This window comes from Pseudomonas sp. C32, assembly GCF_030417915.1.
In the GTDB taxonomy this organism is placed as follows: domain Bacteria; phylum Pseudomonadota; class Gammaproteobacteria; order Pseudomonadales; family Pseudomonadaceae; genus Aquipseudomonas.
This window is the reverse complement of record NZ_JAUHUK010000014.1, coordinates 109,406-125,758: the sequence shown is the minus strand read 5'-3', so window position 1 is coordinate 125,758 and position 16,353 is coordinate 109,406. Positions and strand designations below refer to the sequence as shown.

The following is a 16,353-nucleotide window of genomic DNA, read 5'->3' as shown; positions in this document are numbered from 1 at the left end:
TGAAAGCTTAGCGAAAGAAAAGGCGCGTTAGGGAACTCGGTGGCTCTGTGTTTCTTATAACTACTTAAGTAATAGTCTTATAGTCAAACGGTACAAGGCTCCGTCAAATTCTTGCTAATGTTACAGCCAGGTCCGCCAAATGACTGTTTTTTATTAAATTTTCATAAATTTGGCGCCAAGGAACAGTCATGAATGACGTGCCAGCTTTACGACGTTTGTTGGTAGTGGACCCCTGCGACGACTGTCATCGCCTGTTACCGGGATTACGCTCAGTGGGGTGGGATGTTGACAGCTGTACGCTGGAAAACGCCGTCGACCGCACTTGCGACGTTGGATTGCTGCGTTTGCAACCCTTACATCTCGACCGGCCAGATGCCGTCAAAGAATTGATCAGTCGCAGTGGCACTGAGTGGATCGCCGTACTGAACCAGGAAGTCTTGCGACTGCAAAATGTCGGCGATTTTGTGTGCGAGTGGTTTTTCGATTTTCATACCTTGCCATTTGACGTCTCCCGGGTTCAGGTCACTTTGGGCCGGGCCTTTGGCATGGCGCGGCTGCGAGGGCAGGGTACGGTTCATATTGATCAGCCCGAGCACGAGCTGCTGGGTGACAGCAAACCGATCCGTGAACTGCGCAAGCTGCTGAGCAAACTGGCGCCCACCGAGTCTCCGGTGTTGATTCGGGGTGAAAGCGGCACCGGTAAAGAGCTCGTGGCGAGGACGTTGCACCGCCAGTCCCAGCGCCGCGACAAACCGTTTGTCGCGATCAACTGCGGTGCGATCCCCGAACACCTGATTCAGTCCGAACTGTTTGGCCATGAAAAAGGCGCTTTTACTGGCGCGCACCAGCGCAAGATCGGACGGATCGAAGCCGCACATGGCGGAACGCTGTTTCTTGATGAGATCGGTGACCTGCCGCTGGAGCTGCAAGCCAATCTGCTGCGCTTCCTCCAGGAAAAACACATCGAGCGGGTGGGCGGCAGTCAGCCGATTCCTGTGGATGTGCGAGTGCTGGCCGCGACCCATGTTGATCTGGAGGCCGCGATCGAGAAAAAACGCTTTCGTGAAGATCTTTATTATCGCTTGAACGTGTTGCAGGTCGTGACCGCGCCCCTGCGTGAACGCAATGGCGATCTGCTGATGCTGGCCAACCATTTTTCCCATTTTTACAGCCATGAAACCGGGCGCCGCCCGCGCAGCTTCAGTGAAGACGCGTTGCTTGCCATGAGCAAGCAGGACTGGCCAGGCAATGTTCGCGAGTTGGCCAACCGGGTGCGTCGCGGGTTGGTACTGGCTGAAGGCCGGCAGATCGAAGCGCGAGACCTGGGCTTGATCAGTCATCAGGCCGTCGCCACGCCGATTGCCACGCTGGAAGACTATAAGCACCGGGCAGAGCGCCAGGCATTGTGCGATGTCCTTAACCGTCACAGCGATAATTTGAGCATCGCCGCCAGGGTACTCGGGATATCCAGACCTACCTTTTACCGGTTGTTGCACAAGCACCAGATACGTTGAGCCATCTAGCTGTCATCAGCACAAAAAAACCGCCAAACAGGCGGGTTTTTTGTGGGTGCCGGATCAGAAGTAGTACGGGAATTTCAGGCTGAAGGAGAAGTCTGGCGAGTCGTCGGTCAGGCCGATGGCCAGGTTGGGAACGATCGTCAGGTTATCGGTGGCTGCCAGGGTCATGCCGATGTTGAAGTTGGCCGAGTTGTAATCGCTGTTGGAAATCGATTGCCACTCACCACCATCCGGCTTGATCTTGCTCTTGCGGGCGAACTGATCGGTGAACGAGAACGACATACTCATCTTCTCGTTCAAGGCGAATGCAATACCGGCGCCCACCTGCCAGGAATCACCCAGTTTCACGTCGCCAGGCACCTTGGAGTTGACCTGAGGGCTGATGTCGCTGAACGAGTCTTCCATGTTGTAGGTGTAGGCCAGGCTGCCGAACAGCACGGCCGGGTCGAAGGTCTTGACCAGCGAGATACCCGGGGTGATCGCCCAGACACCATTGCCGGTAGGCAGGTCTTCGGGCACCGCAAGGTTATCGTTTGTCGGGTCACTGACCAGTTTGATGCCGTAAGGGTCGTCACCGGTCGGCGCCTTGATGCGCAGGGTAAAGACCGAGTCGGGCCAATTGGCCGATTCGTCCAGAAACTTGTAGGCAAGGCCAACGTTTACATCGCCGATGGTCGGGTCGCGGGTTACGGATGCGTCCGACGACACCGGGCCTGCGCCACCGGCACCACCGGAGGAGTACGTTGATTCGCGATACACCACGGGGACGTTGATGTCGAACTGCCAACGTTGAGCCACGTTGTAGCGGGCGGTCAGGTCAAGCGTCCAGTTGTCGGCCTTGATGCGGTCAAGGTTGATGTTGCCGAGAAAAATCGAGTCCAGTGCCAGGAAGCCGTTGAGTGTAAGCGCCCGGGTATCGTAATGCGTGTAGGTCAGACCCGTTTCGACGCTGAACTTGCCGCCACCGAAGAAGCCGCTGGCTTCGTCATACAGGTTGGAAACACTTTGCGCAGGCTGCGAATCATCCTTGAGCGATTGGCCGTATGAACTGCCTGTGGTTCCTGGCGCGCCGGCGGCTACAGACTGACCTCCCTGGGTCGTTTCGGCAGGGGATTTGGTCAAGCGTTTGGGAACGGGTGTTGCCGGTGTTTCTTCGACTTGGCGAACGCGTTGCTCGAGTACCATCAGCGCGTTCTGTTGTGCTTCGTAACGCTGTTTCAACTCCATGAGTTCTTGTTTTAGTGCTTCGACCTGGGGGTCCGATGCTGCGTATAACAATGTTGCCGGAGCCAGGCTACTCAAACAAACGATAGCCCTGAACGTAAAAGACCGGTGCATGGGTAAGCCGTCCCTTCTGACTACATCTGGTGAGACTGAGCGTAGATCAGAATCCGAGAGTGCGAAGACCTTTAAGCTGATCCAGATTACCGTTCACCGAACCGGCTGACGGTACGTTGTCACGCAGCACGACATTAAGGGATGTGAGGTTGCGGACCTGGTTGCCCCCGCCGAGCAACGTGGTGTTCTGCATCAGCCCTCCCTGGGCCAGCCGCTGTACGGAACTGCCCTGGTTGTTGTTGGCCACGATGTTGAACTGCACGCCAGAACCGGTCGAGGACACGCTCAACGAACCTGCGCCATTGCCGCGGACCATCGTTGTGCCTGCGGCCAATACTTCGCCCTGCTGTTGCACGGCGGGTGCCTGGCTACCCTTGGTGACGTTGATATCGACGTCATTGTAGGCGGTGTTACGGTCGCCGGCGGCCCGCACCACTTGAGTGACGCCTTCGATGCTGTTGAGGCCGCTGCCGCCAGTGACGGTACCGGTGCCTGGCGAACCCGTTGAGCCATTACCTTTTTCGTCGATCACCGATACATAGAATTGTGGCGTGATGGTTGATTGTTGAATCTGCATCGTGGACGTAGCCCCGATCACTTCACCGTTGGCATTTTGCCAGGTGCTGGACATCGCGATGCCGAAGCTGATGATTCGACCCGGCATCACATAACGGCCTCGCAAGACCGACAGTTCCTGATCGTTCAGTTCAATGGGCTTGAGCGTCTCTGCCTGGATCGGCAGGCTGGCGGCCAGGCAGATGACGGCAAGCCAGATTGGAGTCTTCATTGAATGCTCCCGGAGCGTCGTGCTCCTTTTTATTAGAAGAAGTCACTTTGGATGAATCCGAAATCCATCAGTTCTGCGTCCTGCACCGGGCCGAAGGTATTGGCGCGGTTCCTGGCGGTCAGCGGCACGGGTGGGTCGAGCAACGCATTGGTCTTGTCGTAGCCCTGACCGATGACGGCAAAGATGATGCCGTTCCAGCCTTTGACAAACTCGTCGACTTTGTAACGTTTATGACCGAGCACCGGATCGCCGATGTATACCCAGCCGTCATGGACTCTCTGCATGACCACAAAATGTTTGTAGCCGCGGACATCCATGAGCACCACAACCGGAATTTTGATCTCGCTCAATGTTGTGTGCGCCACCCGGTAGCCCCGGGCCCGCATGCCAATACTTTCCACGTAGCGTTTCATGTCGAGCATCGAGAAGCCCTGCACGCGGACTAGATCCTGATCGGAGTGCGCGAGCATGCCTTCGATGATCTGTTCTTCATTCACGTCCAGCCAATAGGCCTGGCGCAGAATGGTCGCCAGCGCAGCAGCGCCGCAACTGAAGTCGGTTTTTTGTTGCACAAGGTCCGAAAATTTACGCTCACGTACGCTCTGGATCGGCTTGAACACCACCGCACCACCCGGCAGGACGGAAAGCGGCATCTGTGCAGCCTCGATCACACTGGCCACGCAAAGCAAAAATGCCAAGGCGATAATGCGCATGGTGGGTCCCTTCCCGTTGTGTTGAAAGGCCCCCAAAGAGGGGGCCTCCAGAGTCAACAACTAGAACGAGTTGTTGGAGATGGCCAGCGAGTTGCTTTGTTGGTTGCCCACACCAGCAGCTACGTTGACGCCCAGGTTGCCACTGCCGCCATTCACCGAACCACTCAGGGTTGCAGTGTTGGTCACAGGGTTGGCCCAGCCAGTTGGAGTCAGCACTTGGAAGGAGTAGGTATTACTCAAGTCAAATGAACTGCTCTCAGTGTAGCTTTTCGCTTTTTCGTACTCAGACTCGGACGATTTGCTGCCTGATTTTTCGTACGACTTGCTGCCCGATTTTTCGAACGACGAGTCATACGCTTTTGCCCAGGAGGACTCTTTCGATTTCTCGTGCGATGTTTCGACTTCTACGTCCACGTCTACATCAAGCGAAGCGTTCAGCGATGCACCGTTGGTTTTGGATTTGCTGTGTTCATGATTGCCATGAGACCAGCTAGAGCTCTTGGTTGCTTCCACCTCAGCTTCCAGGGAAGCTTCCAGGGAGGCTTTCAAAGAAGCACTCGAGGAGGCGGAGGATTCAGAGCTCTTCGAGCCGCTTGCCTCAAAGCCCTTGGAACCGCTCACGTCAAAGCTCGAGTCACTGGCGACCTCAAAGCTGGAAGACGCGCTTTTTGAACCGCTCAGATTGGAGGACTTATCGTAGTTGGAACTGCCACTGACCGATTTGGTAAATGACAGCGTATCAATGCGGTATGTCCGATCAGCGTTGTTGTTCACGATCAAGCCAGGACCGTTCTGGTCGGCAGAAGCAGTGGCGGTTGCGTTACCGAGTGGAGCATGGGTGTTGGCAATGGCCATGGTGTTTTTCTGCTGGTTAAGGTCACCGCCAGCAATGTTGATGCCCATGTTGCCGCTGCCGCCACTCCCCGAGGCGCTCATTACGGCAGAGTTAGTGCTGCCATAGTTGTTGACCTTGTTATTGTTGCTGTATTGCGTGACTTGAGCGGTAGCCGTGGCAGTGCCGAATACGAAGCTGTTATCCAGGCTGGATTCGGACGCTGCGTTCGCAATGGCGGCGGCGTTGTCCTGCTGGTTGCCAGCGCCTGCTGCCACGTTGACGCCAACGTTGCCGCTGGTGCCAGAGGCGGAGCTGCTCATCTTGGCGTCGTTGCGGGTTCCTTCGTTAAGGATGCGATTGCCGGTACTGCGTTGTCTATCGTACGCATTTGCAGTCGCGCTGATATTGATCACTGTAGGGTCAGGTGGGTTGTTGCCATTGCCATTGCCGTGACCGTTACCGTGCCCATTGCCATGGCCGTTACCGTGGCCATTGCCGTGGTTACTGTGGCCATTACCATGGCCGTTATCGTCTTCGTTGTTTGTTTGCCCAGCGTGTACAGCAACAGCCATGACCGCAGCAATTGCGAAAACCAGAGGCTTGATTGCCATCGAAGGTTTCATGGTGATTCTCCGTACTTATTTTTTAGGTTAAGTGTTGTAACTACCTTTTTTTTGGGTCAATCCACGACCCGTACGCTTAGGGTGTTGGCCGTTCGGTTTCCCACCCCGGCGCTCTGATTCAACTGAAGTACCCCGCGGCTACCTGTGAAAGCCTGGTCACTTGTGGTGACCTGGCGATAGCCTGGTGCAGAAGCAGTTGGATCGGAGTTGTTGAGCAGCGCCACGTTCTGTTGCATGAGGACGCTGTCATCGATACTTTGCGGCTGGCTGCCGATGCTGATTCGCAGTGCATTGGCTTGCTGGTTGCTGGCACCCGCGCTCTGGTTCACGCCCAGTACGCCGTTGCCGTGACTGAAGGAATCGCCCTTGATACTGGATTGGGCATCGATCGCGGGGTCGACATGGCTGCGCAGGCGTTGGCGAATCTGGGTGGTCGCGCTGGCTCCATGGCCAATGGCGATGGCCCGGGCATTGGCCTGTTGCTGCTGATCGCCCGCTGCCTGGTTGACTGTGAGGTTGCCTTGGTAACGCATGCCCGAGTCATCAATGTTGGCGTTATTGATGACGGGAGGTTGGGCAAAGGACGAAGCGCTGCAAAACATGGCGAGAATCAGCAACGTACGATTCATCTCAACGGTCTCCCGTCAGGATTTTCAGAGCGCCCAGGCCTTGCTGGACGTTTGAATTGACCATGTTGGCAATGCCGCTGCCGGAATTTCCCGAACGTCCGGAGGGCATGTTGGCGAGCTGGGTCTGGTTGGTGATATTGCCGCCCAGATTGTTGGTGCCTTGGGTGACCAGTTGAGTGATGCCTGAACCGCTGGCAACGCTGGCAAAATCCCCGTCACTCAACTCGTTCGTTTGAGCAAGAATCTGTTTCGACGGGTTGGCATTGACGGTGGTGGGGCTTGGGTCGGGCACGAGCGGTGGAATCACCGCGTTACGCGTCTGGACGTCACGCTTGATCGTGATGATGCCATTGTCAGCCTGTACGGGCAGGCAGACCGTTAAGCTCATTGCGCATCCGATCAGCAAGAAGCTAAAGATGCTGTTATCAAGTTTCCCCACGGCGGCAATTCCTTCTGTAAGTGGAACGCTGGCCCTAATCAGCGTTGCAAGTGCAGAGAGCAGAAGGTGTGCCGCTTTTTGTTTTTCTTTTAAGAACAGTGGGTTGGCTTGGAGTGGTGAAGTGGTTAAAAAGATTTTGTAACGCCACTGAGACAGCGCTACGCAAAAAACGCCCGCCCATGTTGGCGGCATTGCTTGCTAAGGGGGGGGAGGGCAGGCTGTATCAGAGGATTTACACTATCTTGCAAGAGTGCTCGGGACGCTCTGTCTCGCGGCTTTCGACAGAGGTTGGTGTATCAGGAATGGACATTTTCTTCAGGGCGCTGTCAGGCCTTGAGCAAGCGTGCCACCGCCTCGAATGCCGCGTCCTTGCGCTGTTTCCAGTCACCTTGCAGTACCTGGCAAGGCTGGCAATGCAGTTCAAGCCATTGGTGACTGGCCTGGAAAAACGCCTGGCGTTCTGCCAGTTGCGGTTGGCAACGTTGCCCGTCGTCATGCCACGCGACGGTTTCAGGGCTCAGCAGCAAATGCAGATCGTAGTGCCGTGCCAGCAGTGCTTGCTCGATCCACGGCGGGCAATCGCCGAACAATGTGCGACTCCAGAGAATATTACTCAGGAGATGCGTATCGAGAATCAGCAGCGGCGGCTGCTTGGCGCGTGCTTGATCTTCCCAAGTAAGCTGGCCTTGTGCTATCGGCGAGATGTCTTCATAGCACGTTAGTCGGCATTCACGTTCGATGAAGTGCCGAACGTACTCGCCGACCAATATGCCGCCGAAATTGGCGTGAATCTCACTCGAAAGCCAGCTTTTACCGCTGGATTCCGGGCCTGCCAGCACCAAAACCTTCATGGGCACAGCAGCGGGTCGCTGCGCCATGTGCGCCAGCCTTGAATGGCCAGCAGGGTGAACAGGCCATACAGGGCCGCCGTCAGGTACATCCCCTTGTACAAGAACAGGCCGACAAAAATAACGTCCAGGACAATCCAGAGCGGCCAGCACTGCACGCGTTTTTGCGCCATCCACCATTGCGCCACCAGGCTGAACGCCGTGAGGGCCGCATCGAGCCAGGGCTGGGCGGCGTCGGTCCAGTGCGCCATGGCGGCGCCCAGCAACAAACTGCCGATCGTGCCGAGGGCCAGGCCTGTCGCCACTGCCCGTGTGCCCAGACGACTGACCTCGCGCCCTTGATGCGCCTGGCCTGCGCGCGTCCACTGCCACCAGCCGTAAAGCTGCAAAGCGGCGTAGACAACTTGCAGCAGCATGTCGGAATACAGCTTCACCTCAAAAAAAATCCAGCTGTAGATCAGCACCATGACCAGGCCAATCGGCCAGCACCAAGGGTTCTGTTTGACCGTCAACCAGACGGCAATGACGCCGAGGGTGGCGGCAAACAGTTCAAGCCCTGACATGAAGGTTCCTTGGGGAAATCGAAGAGGGGGCGGATTGTAACCGGATTGGCGTGGGGATGGCTGTGGTGCGAATAAGCCGTTCCATCCTGTAGGAGCGAGCTCGCTCGCGATGGTCTTGAGAGCGCCGCGTTTAAACAGCAAACACGCGTTATCGTTGACGACCATCGCGAGCAGGCTCGCTCCTACACAACAGCGAGGGGTTACACGCGGAACTGCTTGAGCAACCCGTTCAACTGTTCGCTCAACGCCTTGAGGCGAACGCTCGACGCACTCGACTGCTCGGCCGCCAATGCCGTGCTATGGGACAACCCGGCCGCCTGAGTCACGTTCTGGTTGATGTCCTCGACCACATGGGCCTGTTGCAGCGTCGCACTGGCGATGGATGCGTTCAGGCCATTGAGGTTGCGCAGCGCCTGGCCGATGGCATGCAGGCTTGCACCGGCCAGGCCAGCCTGTTCGATGGTCAACTGCGAGGCCCGGCTGCTGTCGCCGATCACCTTGACCGCGGCTTCAGAGTGGCTTTGCAAACGCTCGATCATCGACTGGATTTCTGCCGTGGATTTCTGCGTACGCTGGGCCAGCAAGCGAACTTCGTCGGCCACCACAGCGAAACCGCGACCTTGCTCACCGGCCCTTGCGGCTTCAATCGCCGCGTTGAGGGCCAGCAGGTTGGTCTGCTCGGCGATTGAGCGGATGACTTCCAGCACACTGCCGATCTGGGTGCTTTCAGCCGCCAGGGTTCGCATCACGTCCACCGCCTGGTCGATGGTGGAGGACAAGGTGTCGATCTGCTTCAGGCTGCCTTCGATATTGACCTGGCCTTGTTGCGCCTGCGCCTCGGCGTCGCGCATTTCGCTGGCGGCGTGCTCGGCATTTTTGGCCACGTCCTGCACCCCGTAGGTGACCTCGTTGATGGCCGTGGCAACCAGTTCCATTTGCTCGGATTGCTGCTGGCTGCGTTGTTGTGCCTGGGCGGCGTCGTTGCCCAACTCAGTGGAGGACTGGCCCAGCGCACCGGCGGATTCCTGAAGCTCGCCGATCACTCGGCGCAGCTTGGCGGTGAAGGCGTTGAAGTGCCGGGCCAGTTGCGTGACTTCGTCCTGGCCATGGGTGTCGAGGCTGCGGGTCAAGTCGCTTTCGCCACTGGCAATGTTGGCCATGGCGTTCACCGTTTCCTGCAATGGGTGGACGATGCTGCGGGCGATCAGGATCACCAGCAACGCCATGATCAGCGCAATGGCCAGGCCAATCGACGTCGCTTTCCACACCTGGCCGTAGAACTCGGCCTGCATGTCATCGATGTAAACGCCCGAGCCGATGACCCAGCCCCAAGGCTCGAACAGTTTCACGTAGGAGGTTTTTTCCACCGGGGCATCGGCGCCCGGTTTCGGCCAACGATAGTTGACGATACCGGCGCCACTGGATTTGGCCACCGCGACCATTTCGTTGAACACGGCAAACCCATCCGGGTCGCGGATCGCCGAGAGATTCTGCCCATCGAGTTTCGGGTTGGCCGGATGCATGATCATCACGGGCGTCAGGTCGTTGATCCAGAAATAATCGTTTTGGTCGTAACGCAGGCCGCGGACCGCCGTCAGGGCTTGTTTCTGCGCCGCGTCACGACTGAGCGTGCCGGCGGTTTCGAGGCTGTGGTAATAGCTGAGGACACCGCTGGCGGTCTGCACCACGTGTTGGGTTTTCTCTGCCTTGGCGTGATACAGGTCATTGTGGATCTGCTTGAGCATCAACAGGCCCAAGGTCAACAGCATCATTACGGCCACGATCAGGATGAGCCACAAGCGGCGGCTGATCGACATATTGCGCAAGCTGTTCATACCCCATTCACTCCATTTTCTTGTTCTTGTAGTAAACCCGCGCCAGCATCCAATCACACCTTGCCCCATGGACCTATGCGACCTGTGTCGAATAACGCCGCAGCGTTTATCGGGCTTGTCTGATAGGATTTCGGCCCCGCAGGGGAAAACCTGAATCGCACTGGAACTTTACGGTTTTGCGGGAATACAGACGCGTGGGATTTCAGCCACGCCGATCGCAATCAACGCTTTGAAAAAATACTGACGGGGCATGCCGGCGCGCATTGCCTTTTGGGGGATTGATGGATCTTTGGACTGCCTTTTCGGCGTTGATACTTGGGGTTGTAGAAGGGCTGACCGAGTTTTTGCCCATTTCCAGTACGGGCCACCAGATCATCGTGGCCGACTTGCTCGATTTCGGTGGCGAGCGTGCGATGGCCTTCAACATCATCATCCAGCTGGGTGCGATCCTGGCGGTGGTCTGGGAGTTTCGGCGCAAGATCTTCGACGTGGTCATCGGCTTGCCGACCCAGCCAAGCGCTCGGCGTTTCACCGCGAACCTGCTGATTGCCTTTCTGCCGGCCGTGGTCCTGGGGGTGATATTCGCCGACCTGATCCACGAGTACCTGTTCAACCCGATCACCGTGGCCAGTGCATTGGTCGTGGGCGGGATCATCATGTTGTGGGCCGAGCGCCGTCAGCATGAAGTACACGCCGAAACGGTCGACGACATTACCTGGAAGGACGCCCTGAAAGTCGGCTTCGCCCAGTGCCTGGCGATGATTCCGGGGACTTCGCGTTCGGGCTCGACCATCATTGGCGGCCTGTTGTTCGGTTTGTCGCGCAAGACCGCCACCGAGTTTTCGTTCTTCCTGGCGATGCCGACCATGGTCGGTGCCGCGGTGTACTCGGGTTACAAGTACCGCGGCCTGTTCGTTCCGTCTGACTTTCCAGTGTTTGCGATTGGCTTCGTCACCGCGTTCATCTTCGCGATGATCGCCGTGCGTGGCTTGCTCAAGTTCATTGCCAGTCACAGCTATGCGGCGTTCGCCTGGTATCGCATCGCGTTCGGCCTGTTGATCCTGGCCACCTGGCAGTTCGGCTGGGTCGACTGGACCGCCGCCAAGCCATGAATGACTCCCGCACGCGCAACAATCCCGGGCGTCAGCCTGGTGGGCAGATTCGCAACCCGCGATTGAAATGGCTGGTGTTCGCGATCGTGTGCGCGTTGCCGCTGTGGGGTTCGGTGTCGTTATGGCTGCGTGGGGTTTCTCTGATTCCGCTCGCAGCCTATGGCCTTTTCAGCGTCCTGGCGTTCGCGCTGTACTGGCGTGACAAGCGCAAAGCCCTCGCGAATCAATGGCGCACACCGGAGAACGTTCTGCATGCGCTGGAGTTCGCCGGGGGCTGGCCCGGCGCCTTGCTGGCCCAGCAGGTGTTTCGTCACAAAACGCGCAAGGTCTCGTTTCAACTGGTGTTCTGGATCATTGTGGTGCTGCACCAGGTGTTCTGGATCGACCTGTTGTTCCTTGGCGCACACCTGTTTGCCTTGCCCTGATCGGCAAGGCGCTACAGCAATAGCCCGACTTGCGTACGCTTGGGCAGTTTGCTCACCACCAATTGGTGGGAACGTTGCAGCAAGCCTTGAAGCTCTTCGCGGCCCAGCGGGTAGGGCGGTTCCATGATGATCCATTGGGCGCGCGCCAGATAAGGCGCCGGATGGATTCCCGGGCGGTCGCAATGGCCGAGAAACAGGTCCTTGTCGACCTTGAACGCCAGGGACGATCCCCTTAGGCCCTGCAAGGCGAACATCTTGTTGCCGGCAATCGAAAACACCCGCACGCCACCCCATTTGTAATCCTCCCGCGCCCCGGGCAGGGCCAGGCAGAATGCCGCGACATCCGCTTCGCTCATGCGTCCAGCCTTCATAACAATCGCTCTCCACAGGCATTGAAGGATTCGACTAAATGATCGATCCAGGCGCGTACGGCGGGCATCACGCCGCGTCGATGAGGGTAGACCGCTTGCAACCACCCGCCAGGCAACGACCATTCGGGCAACAATTGCACCAGTGAACCGCTGGCCAGCTCCTGTTCGCAATACATCATCGGCAACATCGTAAAGCCGAGGCCGGAGAGGGTGCTGGCCTTGCGCACGATAAAGTCATCGATACCCAGGCGTGCTTCCATTGCGAGTTCGAAGCTTTTGCCTGTTTGGTCCAATAAGCGAATGTGCACCATGCGATCGGCTTCAAGCGCACCGAGTACCGGGATGCTTTTCAGGTCTTCGGGGTGGTTGATCTCGCGGCCTTGCAGGAACTCGGGACTGGCGACCATCAGCGTCTGCGCCTGACGCAGACGGCGGGTGACCAGCAACGGGTCTTCGTCGCCCAGTTCCCGCACGCGCAAGGCGACGTCGATGCCTTCGTTCACCAGATCGACCCGTCGGTTGAGCAACATAACCTCCAGTTGGACTTGCGGAAACCGTTCCAGGAAGTCGCTGATCACCCCCGGCAATATTTCATGGGCCAGTCCGACGGGGCAGGACACCCGCAATCGTCCACGGGGTTCGCTGGACATACTGGCCACGGCCTCGTCGGCCATTTCCGCTTCCAGCAGCATGGCCTGACAGTGCCGGAGGTAGCGCTCGCCTACGGCCGTCAGCTTCAACTGGCGGGTGGTACGTTGCAGCAAGCGTGCGCCCAGGCGTTCTTCAAGTTCGGCAATACGGCGCGACAGTCGCGACTTGGGGATCCCCAGCAAACGTCCGGCCGCCGCGAAGCCACCGGCTTCCACGACCTTGGCGAAGTAATAGAGGTCGTTTAGGTCTTGCATGAGGGTTACCTGATTGTTCTATACATGGGACGAACTATCGCATTGTTGCCATCTAATCAGCTATTGGTTTGTTCTGTAGGATTGTCTCCATCAGATCGCCTTGTAGCGATCCTCACTTGGAGATCCCACATGAAATTGCTGCATATCGATTCGAGCATCCTTGGTGACAATTCGGCTTCCCGTCAGTTGAGCAGCGAAGTCGTCAAAGCCTGGCAGGGTGCCGAGCCAAGCGCCGTGGTGACTTACCGTGACCTCGCCGCTGACGCCATCAGCCACTTCTCTGCCACGACCCTGGTCGCTGCCGGCACCACCGCTGAACTGCGCAACGCCGCTCAACAGCACGAAGCCGACCTGAGCGCCCAGACCCTGGCCGAATTCCTCGCCGCCGACGCCGTGGTGATTGCAGCGCCGATGTACAACTTCACCATCCCGACGCAATTGAAGGCCTGGATCGACCGCATTGCCGTTGCCGGCCAGACGTTCCGTTACACCGAAGCCGGCCCTGAAGGCCTGTGCGGTGGCAAGAAAGTCGTGATTGTTTCGACCTCCGGTGGTATTCACGCCGGTCAGGCGACCGGTGTTGCCCACGAAGACTATTTGAAAGTGCTGTTCGGCTTCATCGGCATCACCGACATCGAAATCGTTCGCGCCGAAGGCCTGTCTTACGGTGACGACGTTCGCAGCAAGGCGATGAGCGCTGCCCATACGCACATCAGCGAGCAATTGTTCGCAGCGGCGTAAGGCTTCAGTAAAGAAGCAGAGCCGTTCAGGCAAAGCCCAAAAAACTCTGTATTCTGGATGCGCAAGCACCAGATGCGGAGTTTTTTGTTTCTGGGCGTTGCGGATTTTGGCCTGAGTTATGCACTCAAGGGTCAGCGTCTCCGTTCGGGTAACAAGGTGGGGCATCCCATGGTGCGTCTTTGTGCAACATTGCTGATCTGCTTGTTCGGCAGCCTGATAACGGTGCACGCCGCGCCTGCGCCGCATCTGCACTGGAGCGTCGGCTACCATGAAATGAGCTTTCTCGATCCGCTGGACCTGCAGCCGATGCGCGCCATCGCGTTCTACCCTTCCAGCGACCGGGAGCACACCAGCCAACTCGAGGGTTACACGGTCGAAGCCGGGGAGGACACTAAAGTCGCCATCGGCCGCTTTCCGATGCTGATGCTTTCCCACGGCAACACCGGTACGCCGCTGGCCTTGCACGATCTCGCGACATCACTGGCGCGCAAAGGGTTTGTGGTGGTGGCGGTGATCCATCCCGGTGACAACTCCAAAGACCACAGCCGACTCGGTACCTTGAGTAACCTTTACGGCCGGCCGATCCAGATTTCCGAAGCCATCACCGCGACCTTGGGCGACCGCATGCTCGCGCCTTTCGTCCATGCCGATCAGGTGGGCGTCATTGGTTATTCGGCGGGTGGCGAGACGGCGTTGATTCTTTCCGGTGCGACCCCGGATCTGGATCGCCTGCGGCGTTATTGCAAAGAACGCCCGGATGATCGCGATGCCTGCAATACCCAAGGCGAGTTGATTGTCGATCGCGATGACTTGCAACCCGTCGCAGATCCACGGGTCCACGCCCTGATGTTGATGGCACCCTTGAGCCTGAAGTTTGGCCGCCACACCCTGGCCGACGTGCACGTGCCGGTGCTGCTTTACAGTGGCGATGGCGACAAATTGGTGGCGGTGGACAAGAATGCCGCCGCGCTAGCGCGCAAACTGCCTGTAGCGCCAGACTTCAAATTATTGGCCGGGGCAGGGCACTTCGTGTTCATGGCGCCGTGCAATGATGAGCAAATCGTGATCATGCCTGCGCTGTGCACCGATGCCGATGGCGTCGACCGCGAAGACATTCACCGCAACCTGATCTCCGAGGCCGGACGCTTTTTCTCGCGCACGCTGGGTAAAGCGACTCGGGCCGGGATGCAGACTGCGGACCAGTAATTCACACATGCCCCTTGTAGGAGCGAGCTTGCTCGCGATGGGGCCATCACATCCAACATTGGTGTCGACAGATACTCCGCCATCGCGAGCAAGCTCGCTCCTACAGAGGGCAGCACCGGGTCTTACGTCATCGAACGCCGTTTGAGTAGCAGCGTCAGGCCTAATCCCGTCACCGACAACAACGCCGCGCTGAAGAAAATCCACGAATACCCGAAGTTCAGCGCCACCGCGCCCATCAGCGGGCCGGCAATCGCCAATGCCAGATCAAAAAACACCGCATAAGCACTCAACCCCGCGCCGCGACTGGAATTCGGTACCTGCTTGATGGCTTCTACGCCCAGCGCCGGGTACACCAGCGACAGGCCGAAACCGGTCAGGCCGGCACCCAGCAATGCGTACCCGGTCGAAGGGGCTAGCCATAGCAGCGCCAGGCCAACAGTCTCGATACACATGCAGGCAATAGCCGATGAGAATCCGCCAAAGCGGCTGATGCTGGAAATGAACAGCAGCCGCGCCAGGATGAAACACACCCCGAATACCGTCAGGCAGTAAGCCGCACCGCTCCAGCCACGACTGACGTAATACAAAGTGATAAAGGTCGTCAGGGTGCCGTAGCCGATGGACGCCAGGCTCAGGCTCGCGCCAAACGGTGCAATGCGCCCGAACACGGCCCAGAACGGCAGGCGCTCACCGCGAATCACCGGCACTGATGGTTTGTTGCGGATCAGCAGCAGTGCGGCCAGCGCCAGCAGCGACAGTGCGATCCCTAGGCTGGAAAACCCGAGTTGCCCGACCATCACCACACCCAACGGCGCACCGATGGCAATCGCGCCATAGGAGGCAATGCCGTTCCAGGAAATCGACCGCGCCGTGTGTTCCGCGCCGACCTGGCCCATGCACCAACTGATGGTGCCGACGCCGATCAAACCTTGGGCGATCCCGAGCAGCAGGCGCCCGGCGATGAGGATCAACAGGCTGAGCAGGGGAAAGCCCTGCAGCAAGGTCGAGAGCAACGTCAGCGCGCCACTCAACACAATCCCGGACAAACCATAAATGATGGCGCGCTTGGTGCCGACGTTGTCCGACATACGCCCGGCCATGGGGCGGCTCAGCAGGGTGGCGAGGTATTGGGAGCCGATGGTCAACCCTGCGACGATGGCGCTGAACCCGAGCTGGTCATGGACATAACCCGGCAACACCGCAATCGGTAGTCCGATGCAAAGGAAGGCAATAAAGGTATAGAAGACGATAGAGACGATCTGCAGGGTGATCGCCAGGGAGCTTTGCGGAGGCGCTTGCTGCACAGACATGTGAACTCTTTCGCGGGCGGCGGTGGGAGAGTTGCATCATGGCTTGGCGCTGAATTAAAAGAAAGCAGGCTAACGATCAAAAGATCGCAGCCTCTTAATGCAAAAAGCCCCGTCACCAAGACAGGGCTTTTCACTTGAAGCTTGCAGCTAAAC

17 protein-coding genes are annotated in these 16,353 nt (G+C 58.0%); 5 read left to right on the top strand and 12 right to left on the bottom strand.

What is annotated here, in order from left to right; genetic code table 11:
• The first annotated feature begins 188 nt into the window (after positions 1-188).
• Positions 189-1,514, top strand: a complete 1,326-nt coding sequence (locus tag QYH43_RS17480; RefSeq protein ID WP_095056093.1) for a sigma-54 dependent transcriptional regulator — start codon at positions 189-191, stop codon at positions 1,512-1,514.
• Positions 1,515-1,577: 63 nt separating this feature from the next.
• Here QYH43_RS17480 and QYH43_RS17475 read toward each other — a convergent pair whose 3' ends face one another.
• The 9 genes from QYH43_RS17475 to QYH43_RS17435 all read right to left on the bottom strand — a co-directional run bounded on the left by QYH43_RS17475 (position 1,578) and on the right by QYH43_RS17435 (position 10,130).
• Positions 1,578-2,858: a hypothetical protein gene (locus QYH43_RS17475; RefSeq protein ID WP_095056094.1), complete on the bottom strand. Its 1,281-nt coding sequence runs from the start codon at positions 2,856-2,858 to the stop codon at positions 1,578-1,580.
• 46 nt (positions 2,859-2,904) lie between these two features.
• Positions 2,905-3,645 carry a hypothetical protein gene (locus QYH43_RS17470; RefSeq protein WP_301157612.1) on the bottom strand — a complete coding sequence of 247 codons (741 nt, stop codon included), beginning with the start codon at positions 3,643-3,645 and terminating at the stop codon, positions 2,905-2,907.
• 32 nt (positions 3,646-3,677) lie between these two features.
• On the bottom strand, positions 3,678-4,358 hold the full coding sequence (locus QYH43_RS17465; protein ID WP_095056096.1) for a C39 family peptidase: 681 nt from the start codon (positions 4,356-4,358) through the stop codon (positions 3,678-3,680).
• A 60-nt stretch (positions 4,359-4,418) separates the two neighbouring features.
• Entirely contained in the window at positions 4,419-5,816 is a 1,398-nt protein-coding gene (locus tag QYH43_RS17460) for a heme utilization protein (protein WP_301157611.1), read from the bottom strand.
• A 56-nt stretch (positions 5,817-5,872) separates the two neighbouring features.
• Positions 5,873-6,445: an adhesin gene (locus tag QYH43_RS17455; RefSeq protein ID WP_301157609.1), complete on the bottom strand. Its 573-nt coding sequence runs from the start codon at positions 6,443-6,445 to the stop codon at positions 5,873-5,875.
• A gap of 1 nt (position 6,446) precedes the next feature.
• Positions 6,447-6,884: a hypothetical protein gene (locus QYH43_RS17450; protein WP_301157678.1), complete on the bottom strand. Its 438-nt coding sequence runs from the start codon at positions 6,882-6,884 to the stop codon at positions 6,447-6,449.
• A 326-nt stretch (positions 6,885-7,210) separates the two neighbouring features.
• Positions 7,211-7,735, bottom strand: a complete 525-nt coding sequence (locus QYH43_RS17445) for an AAA family ATPase (RefSeq protein ID WP_301157677.1) — start codon at positions 7,733-7,735, stop codon at positions 7,211-7,213.
• On the bottom strand, positions 7,732-8,295 hold the full coding sequence (gene pnuC, locus QYH43_RS17440) for a nicotinamide riboside transporter PnuC (RefSeq protein WP_301157608.1): 564 nt from the start codon (positions 8,293-8,295) through the stop codon (positions 7,732-7,734). Before pnuC ends, QYH43_RS17445 begins: the two co-directional genes overlap by 4 nt.
• 200 nt (positions 8,296-8,495) lie before the next feature.
• The gene (locus QYH43_RS17435) at positions 8,496-10,130 is read right to left on the bottom strand and encodes a methyl-accepting chemotaxis protein (RefSeq protein ID WP_301157606.1); all 1,635 of its coding nucleotides are present in this window, start codon (positions 10,128-10,130) and stop codon (positions 8,496-8,498) included.
• A gap of 281 nt (positions 10,131-10,411) precedes the next feature.
• Between QYH43_RS17435 and QYH43_RS17430 the strand changes: the two genes are divergently transcribed.
• Positions 10,412-11,242 (top strand): undecaprenyl-diphosphate phosphatase, encoded by an 831-nt coding sequence (locus QYH43_RS17430; RefSeq protein ID WP_095056103.1) that lies wholly within the window; start codon positions 10,412-10,414, stop codon positions 11,240-11,242.
• Positions 11,239-11,667, top strand: a complete 429-nt coding sequence (locus QYH43_RS17425; protein WP_301157604.1) for a DUF1294 domain-containing protein — start codon at positions 11,239-11,241, stop codon at positions 11,665-11,667. The genes QYH43_RS17430 and QYH43_RS17425 overlap by 4 nt, the downstream gene beginning before the upstream one ends.
• A gap of 11 nt (positions 11,668-11,678) precedes the next feature.
• On the opposite strand, the gene QYH43_RS17420 is transcribed toward QYH43_RS17425, so the two are convergent.
• Positions 11,679-12,038, bottom strand: coding sequence for an MmcQ/YjbR family DNA-binding protein (locus QYH43_RS17420; RefSeq protein WP_095056105.1), 360 nt, complete (start codon positions 12,036-12,038; stop codon positions 11,679-11,681).
• Positions 12,035-12,943, bottom strand: a complete 909-nt coding sequence (locus QYH43_RS17415) for a LysR substrate-binding domain-containing protein (protein ID WP_301157602.1) — start codon at positions 12,941-12,943, stop codon at positions 12,035-12,037. Before QYH43_RS17415 ends, QYH43_RS17420 begins: the two co-directional genes overlap by 4 nt.
• A 129-nt stretch (positions 12,944-13,072) precedes the next feature.
• On the opposite strand from QYH43_RS17415, the gene QYH43_RS17410 reads away from it, so the two are divergent.
• A complete protein-coding gene (locus QYH43_RS17410; protein ID WP_095056107.1) occupies positions 13,073-13,684 on the top strand; it encodes an FMN-dependent NADH-azoreductase in 612 nt (203 codons plus the stop codon).
• A gap of 168 nt (positions 13,685-13,852) precedes the next feature.
• Positions 13,853-14,890 (top strand): dienelactone hydrolase, encoded by a 1,038-nt coding sequence (locus QYH43_RS17405; protein ID WP_095056245.1) that lies wholly within the window; start codon positions 13,853-13,855, stop codon positions 14,888-14,890.
• Between the two features lie 122 nt (positions 14,891-15,012).
• On the opposite strand, the gene QYH43_RS17400 is transcribed toward QYH43_RS17405, so the two are convergent.
• The gene (locus tag QYH43_RS17400) at positions 15,013-16,200 is read right to left on the bottom strand and encodes an MFS transporter (RefSeq protein ID WP_095056108.1); all 1,188 of its coding nucleotides are present in this window, start codon (positions 16,198-16,200) and stop codon (positions 15,013-15,015) included.
• Between the last annotated feature and the right edge of the window lie 153 nt (positions 16,201-16,353).

What these genes read in the sequence shown, in the direction of transcription:
- QYH43_RS17480 (WP_095056093.1), top strand. Translation starts at nt 189, where the DNA reads ATGAATGACGTGCCAGCTTTACGACGTTTGTTGGTAGTGGACCCCTGC.
- QYH43_RS17475 (WP_095056094.1), bottom strand. Translation starts at nt 2,858, where the DNA reads ATGCACCGGTCTTTTACGTTCAGGGCTATCGTTTGTTTGAGTAGCCTG.
- QYH43_RS17470 (WP_301157612.1), bottom strand. Translation starts at nt 3,645, where the DNA reads ATGAAGACTCCAATCTGGCTTGCCGTCATCTGCCTGGCCGCCAGCCTG.
- QYH43_RS17465 (WP_095056096.1), bottom strand. Translation starts at nt 4,358, where the DNA reads ATGCGCATTATCGCCTTGGCATTTTTGCTTTGCGTGGCCAGTGTGATC.
- QYH43_RS17460 (WP_301157611.1), bottom strand. Translation starts at nt 5,816, where the DNA reads ATGAAACCTTCGATGGCAATCAAGCCTCTGGTTTTCGCAATTGCTGCG.
- QYH43_RS17455 (WP_301157609.1), bottom strand. Translation starts at nt 6,445, where the DNA reads ATGAATCGTACGTTGCTGATTCTCGCCATGTTTTGCAGCGCTTCGTCC.
- QYH43_RS17445 (WP_301157677.1), bottom strand. Translation starts at nt 7,735, where the DNA reads ATGAAGGTTTTGGTGCTGGCAGGCCCGGAATCCAGCGGTAAAAGCTGG.
- pnuC (WP_301157608.1), bottom strand. Translation starts at nt 8,295, where the DNA reads ATGTCAGGGCTTGAACTGTTTGCCGCCACCCTCGGCGTCATTGCCGTC.
- QYH43_RS17435 (WP_301157606.1), bottom strand. Translation starts at nt 10,130, where the DNA reads ATGAACAGCTTGCGCAATATGTCGATCAGCCGCCGCTTGTGGCTCATC.
- QYH43_RS17430 (WP_095056103.1), top strand. Translation starts at nt 10,412, where the DNA reads ATGGATCTTTGGACTGCCTTTTCGGCGTTGATACTTGGGGTTGTAGAA.
- QYH43_RS17425 (WP_301157604.1), top strand. Translation starts at nt 11,239, where the DNA reads ATGAATGACTCCCGCACGCGCAACAATCCCGGGCGTCAGCCTGGTGGG.
- QYH43_RS17420 (WP_095056105.1), bottom strand. Translation starts at nt 12,038, where the DNA reads ATGAAGGCTGGACGCATGAGCGAAGCGGATGTCGCGGCATTCTGCCTG.
- QYH43_RS17415 (WP_301157602.1), bottom strand. Translation starts at nt 12,943, where the DNA reads ATGCAAGACCTAAACGACCTCTATTACTTCGCCAAGGTCGTGGAAGCC.
- QYH43_RS17410 (WP_095056107.1), top strand. Translation starts at nt 13,073, where the DNA reads ATGAAATTGCTGCATATCGATTCGAGCATCCTTGGTGACAATTCGGCT.
- QYH43_RS17405 (WP_095056245.1), top strand. Translation starts at nt 13,853, where the DNA reads ATGGTGCGTCTTTGTGCAACATTGCTGATCTGCTTGTTCGGCAGCCTG.
- QYH43_RS17400 (WP_095056108.1), bottom strand. Translation starts at nt 16,200, where the DNA reads ATGTCTGTGCAGCAAGCGCCTCCGCAAAGCTCCCTGGCGATCACCCTG.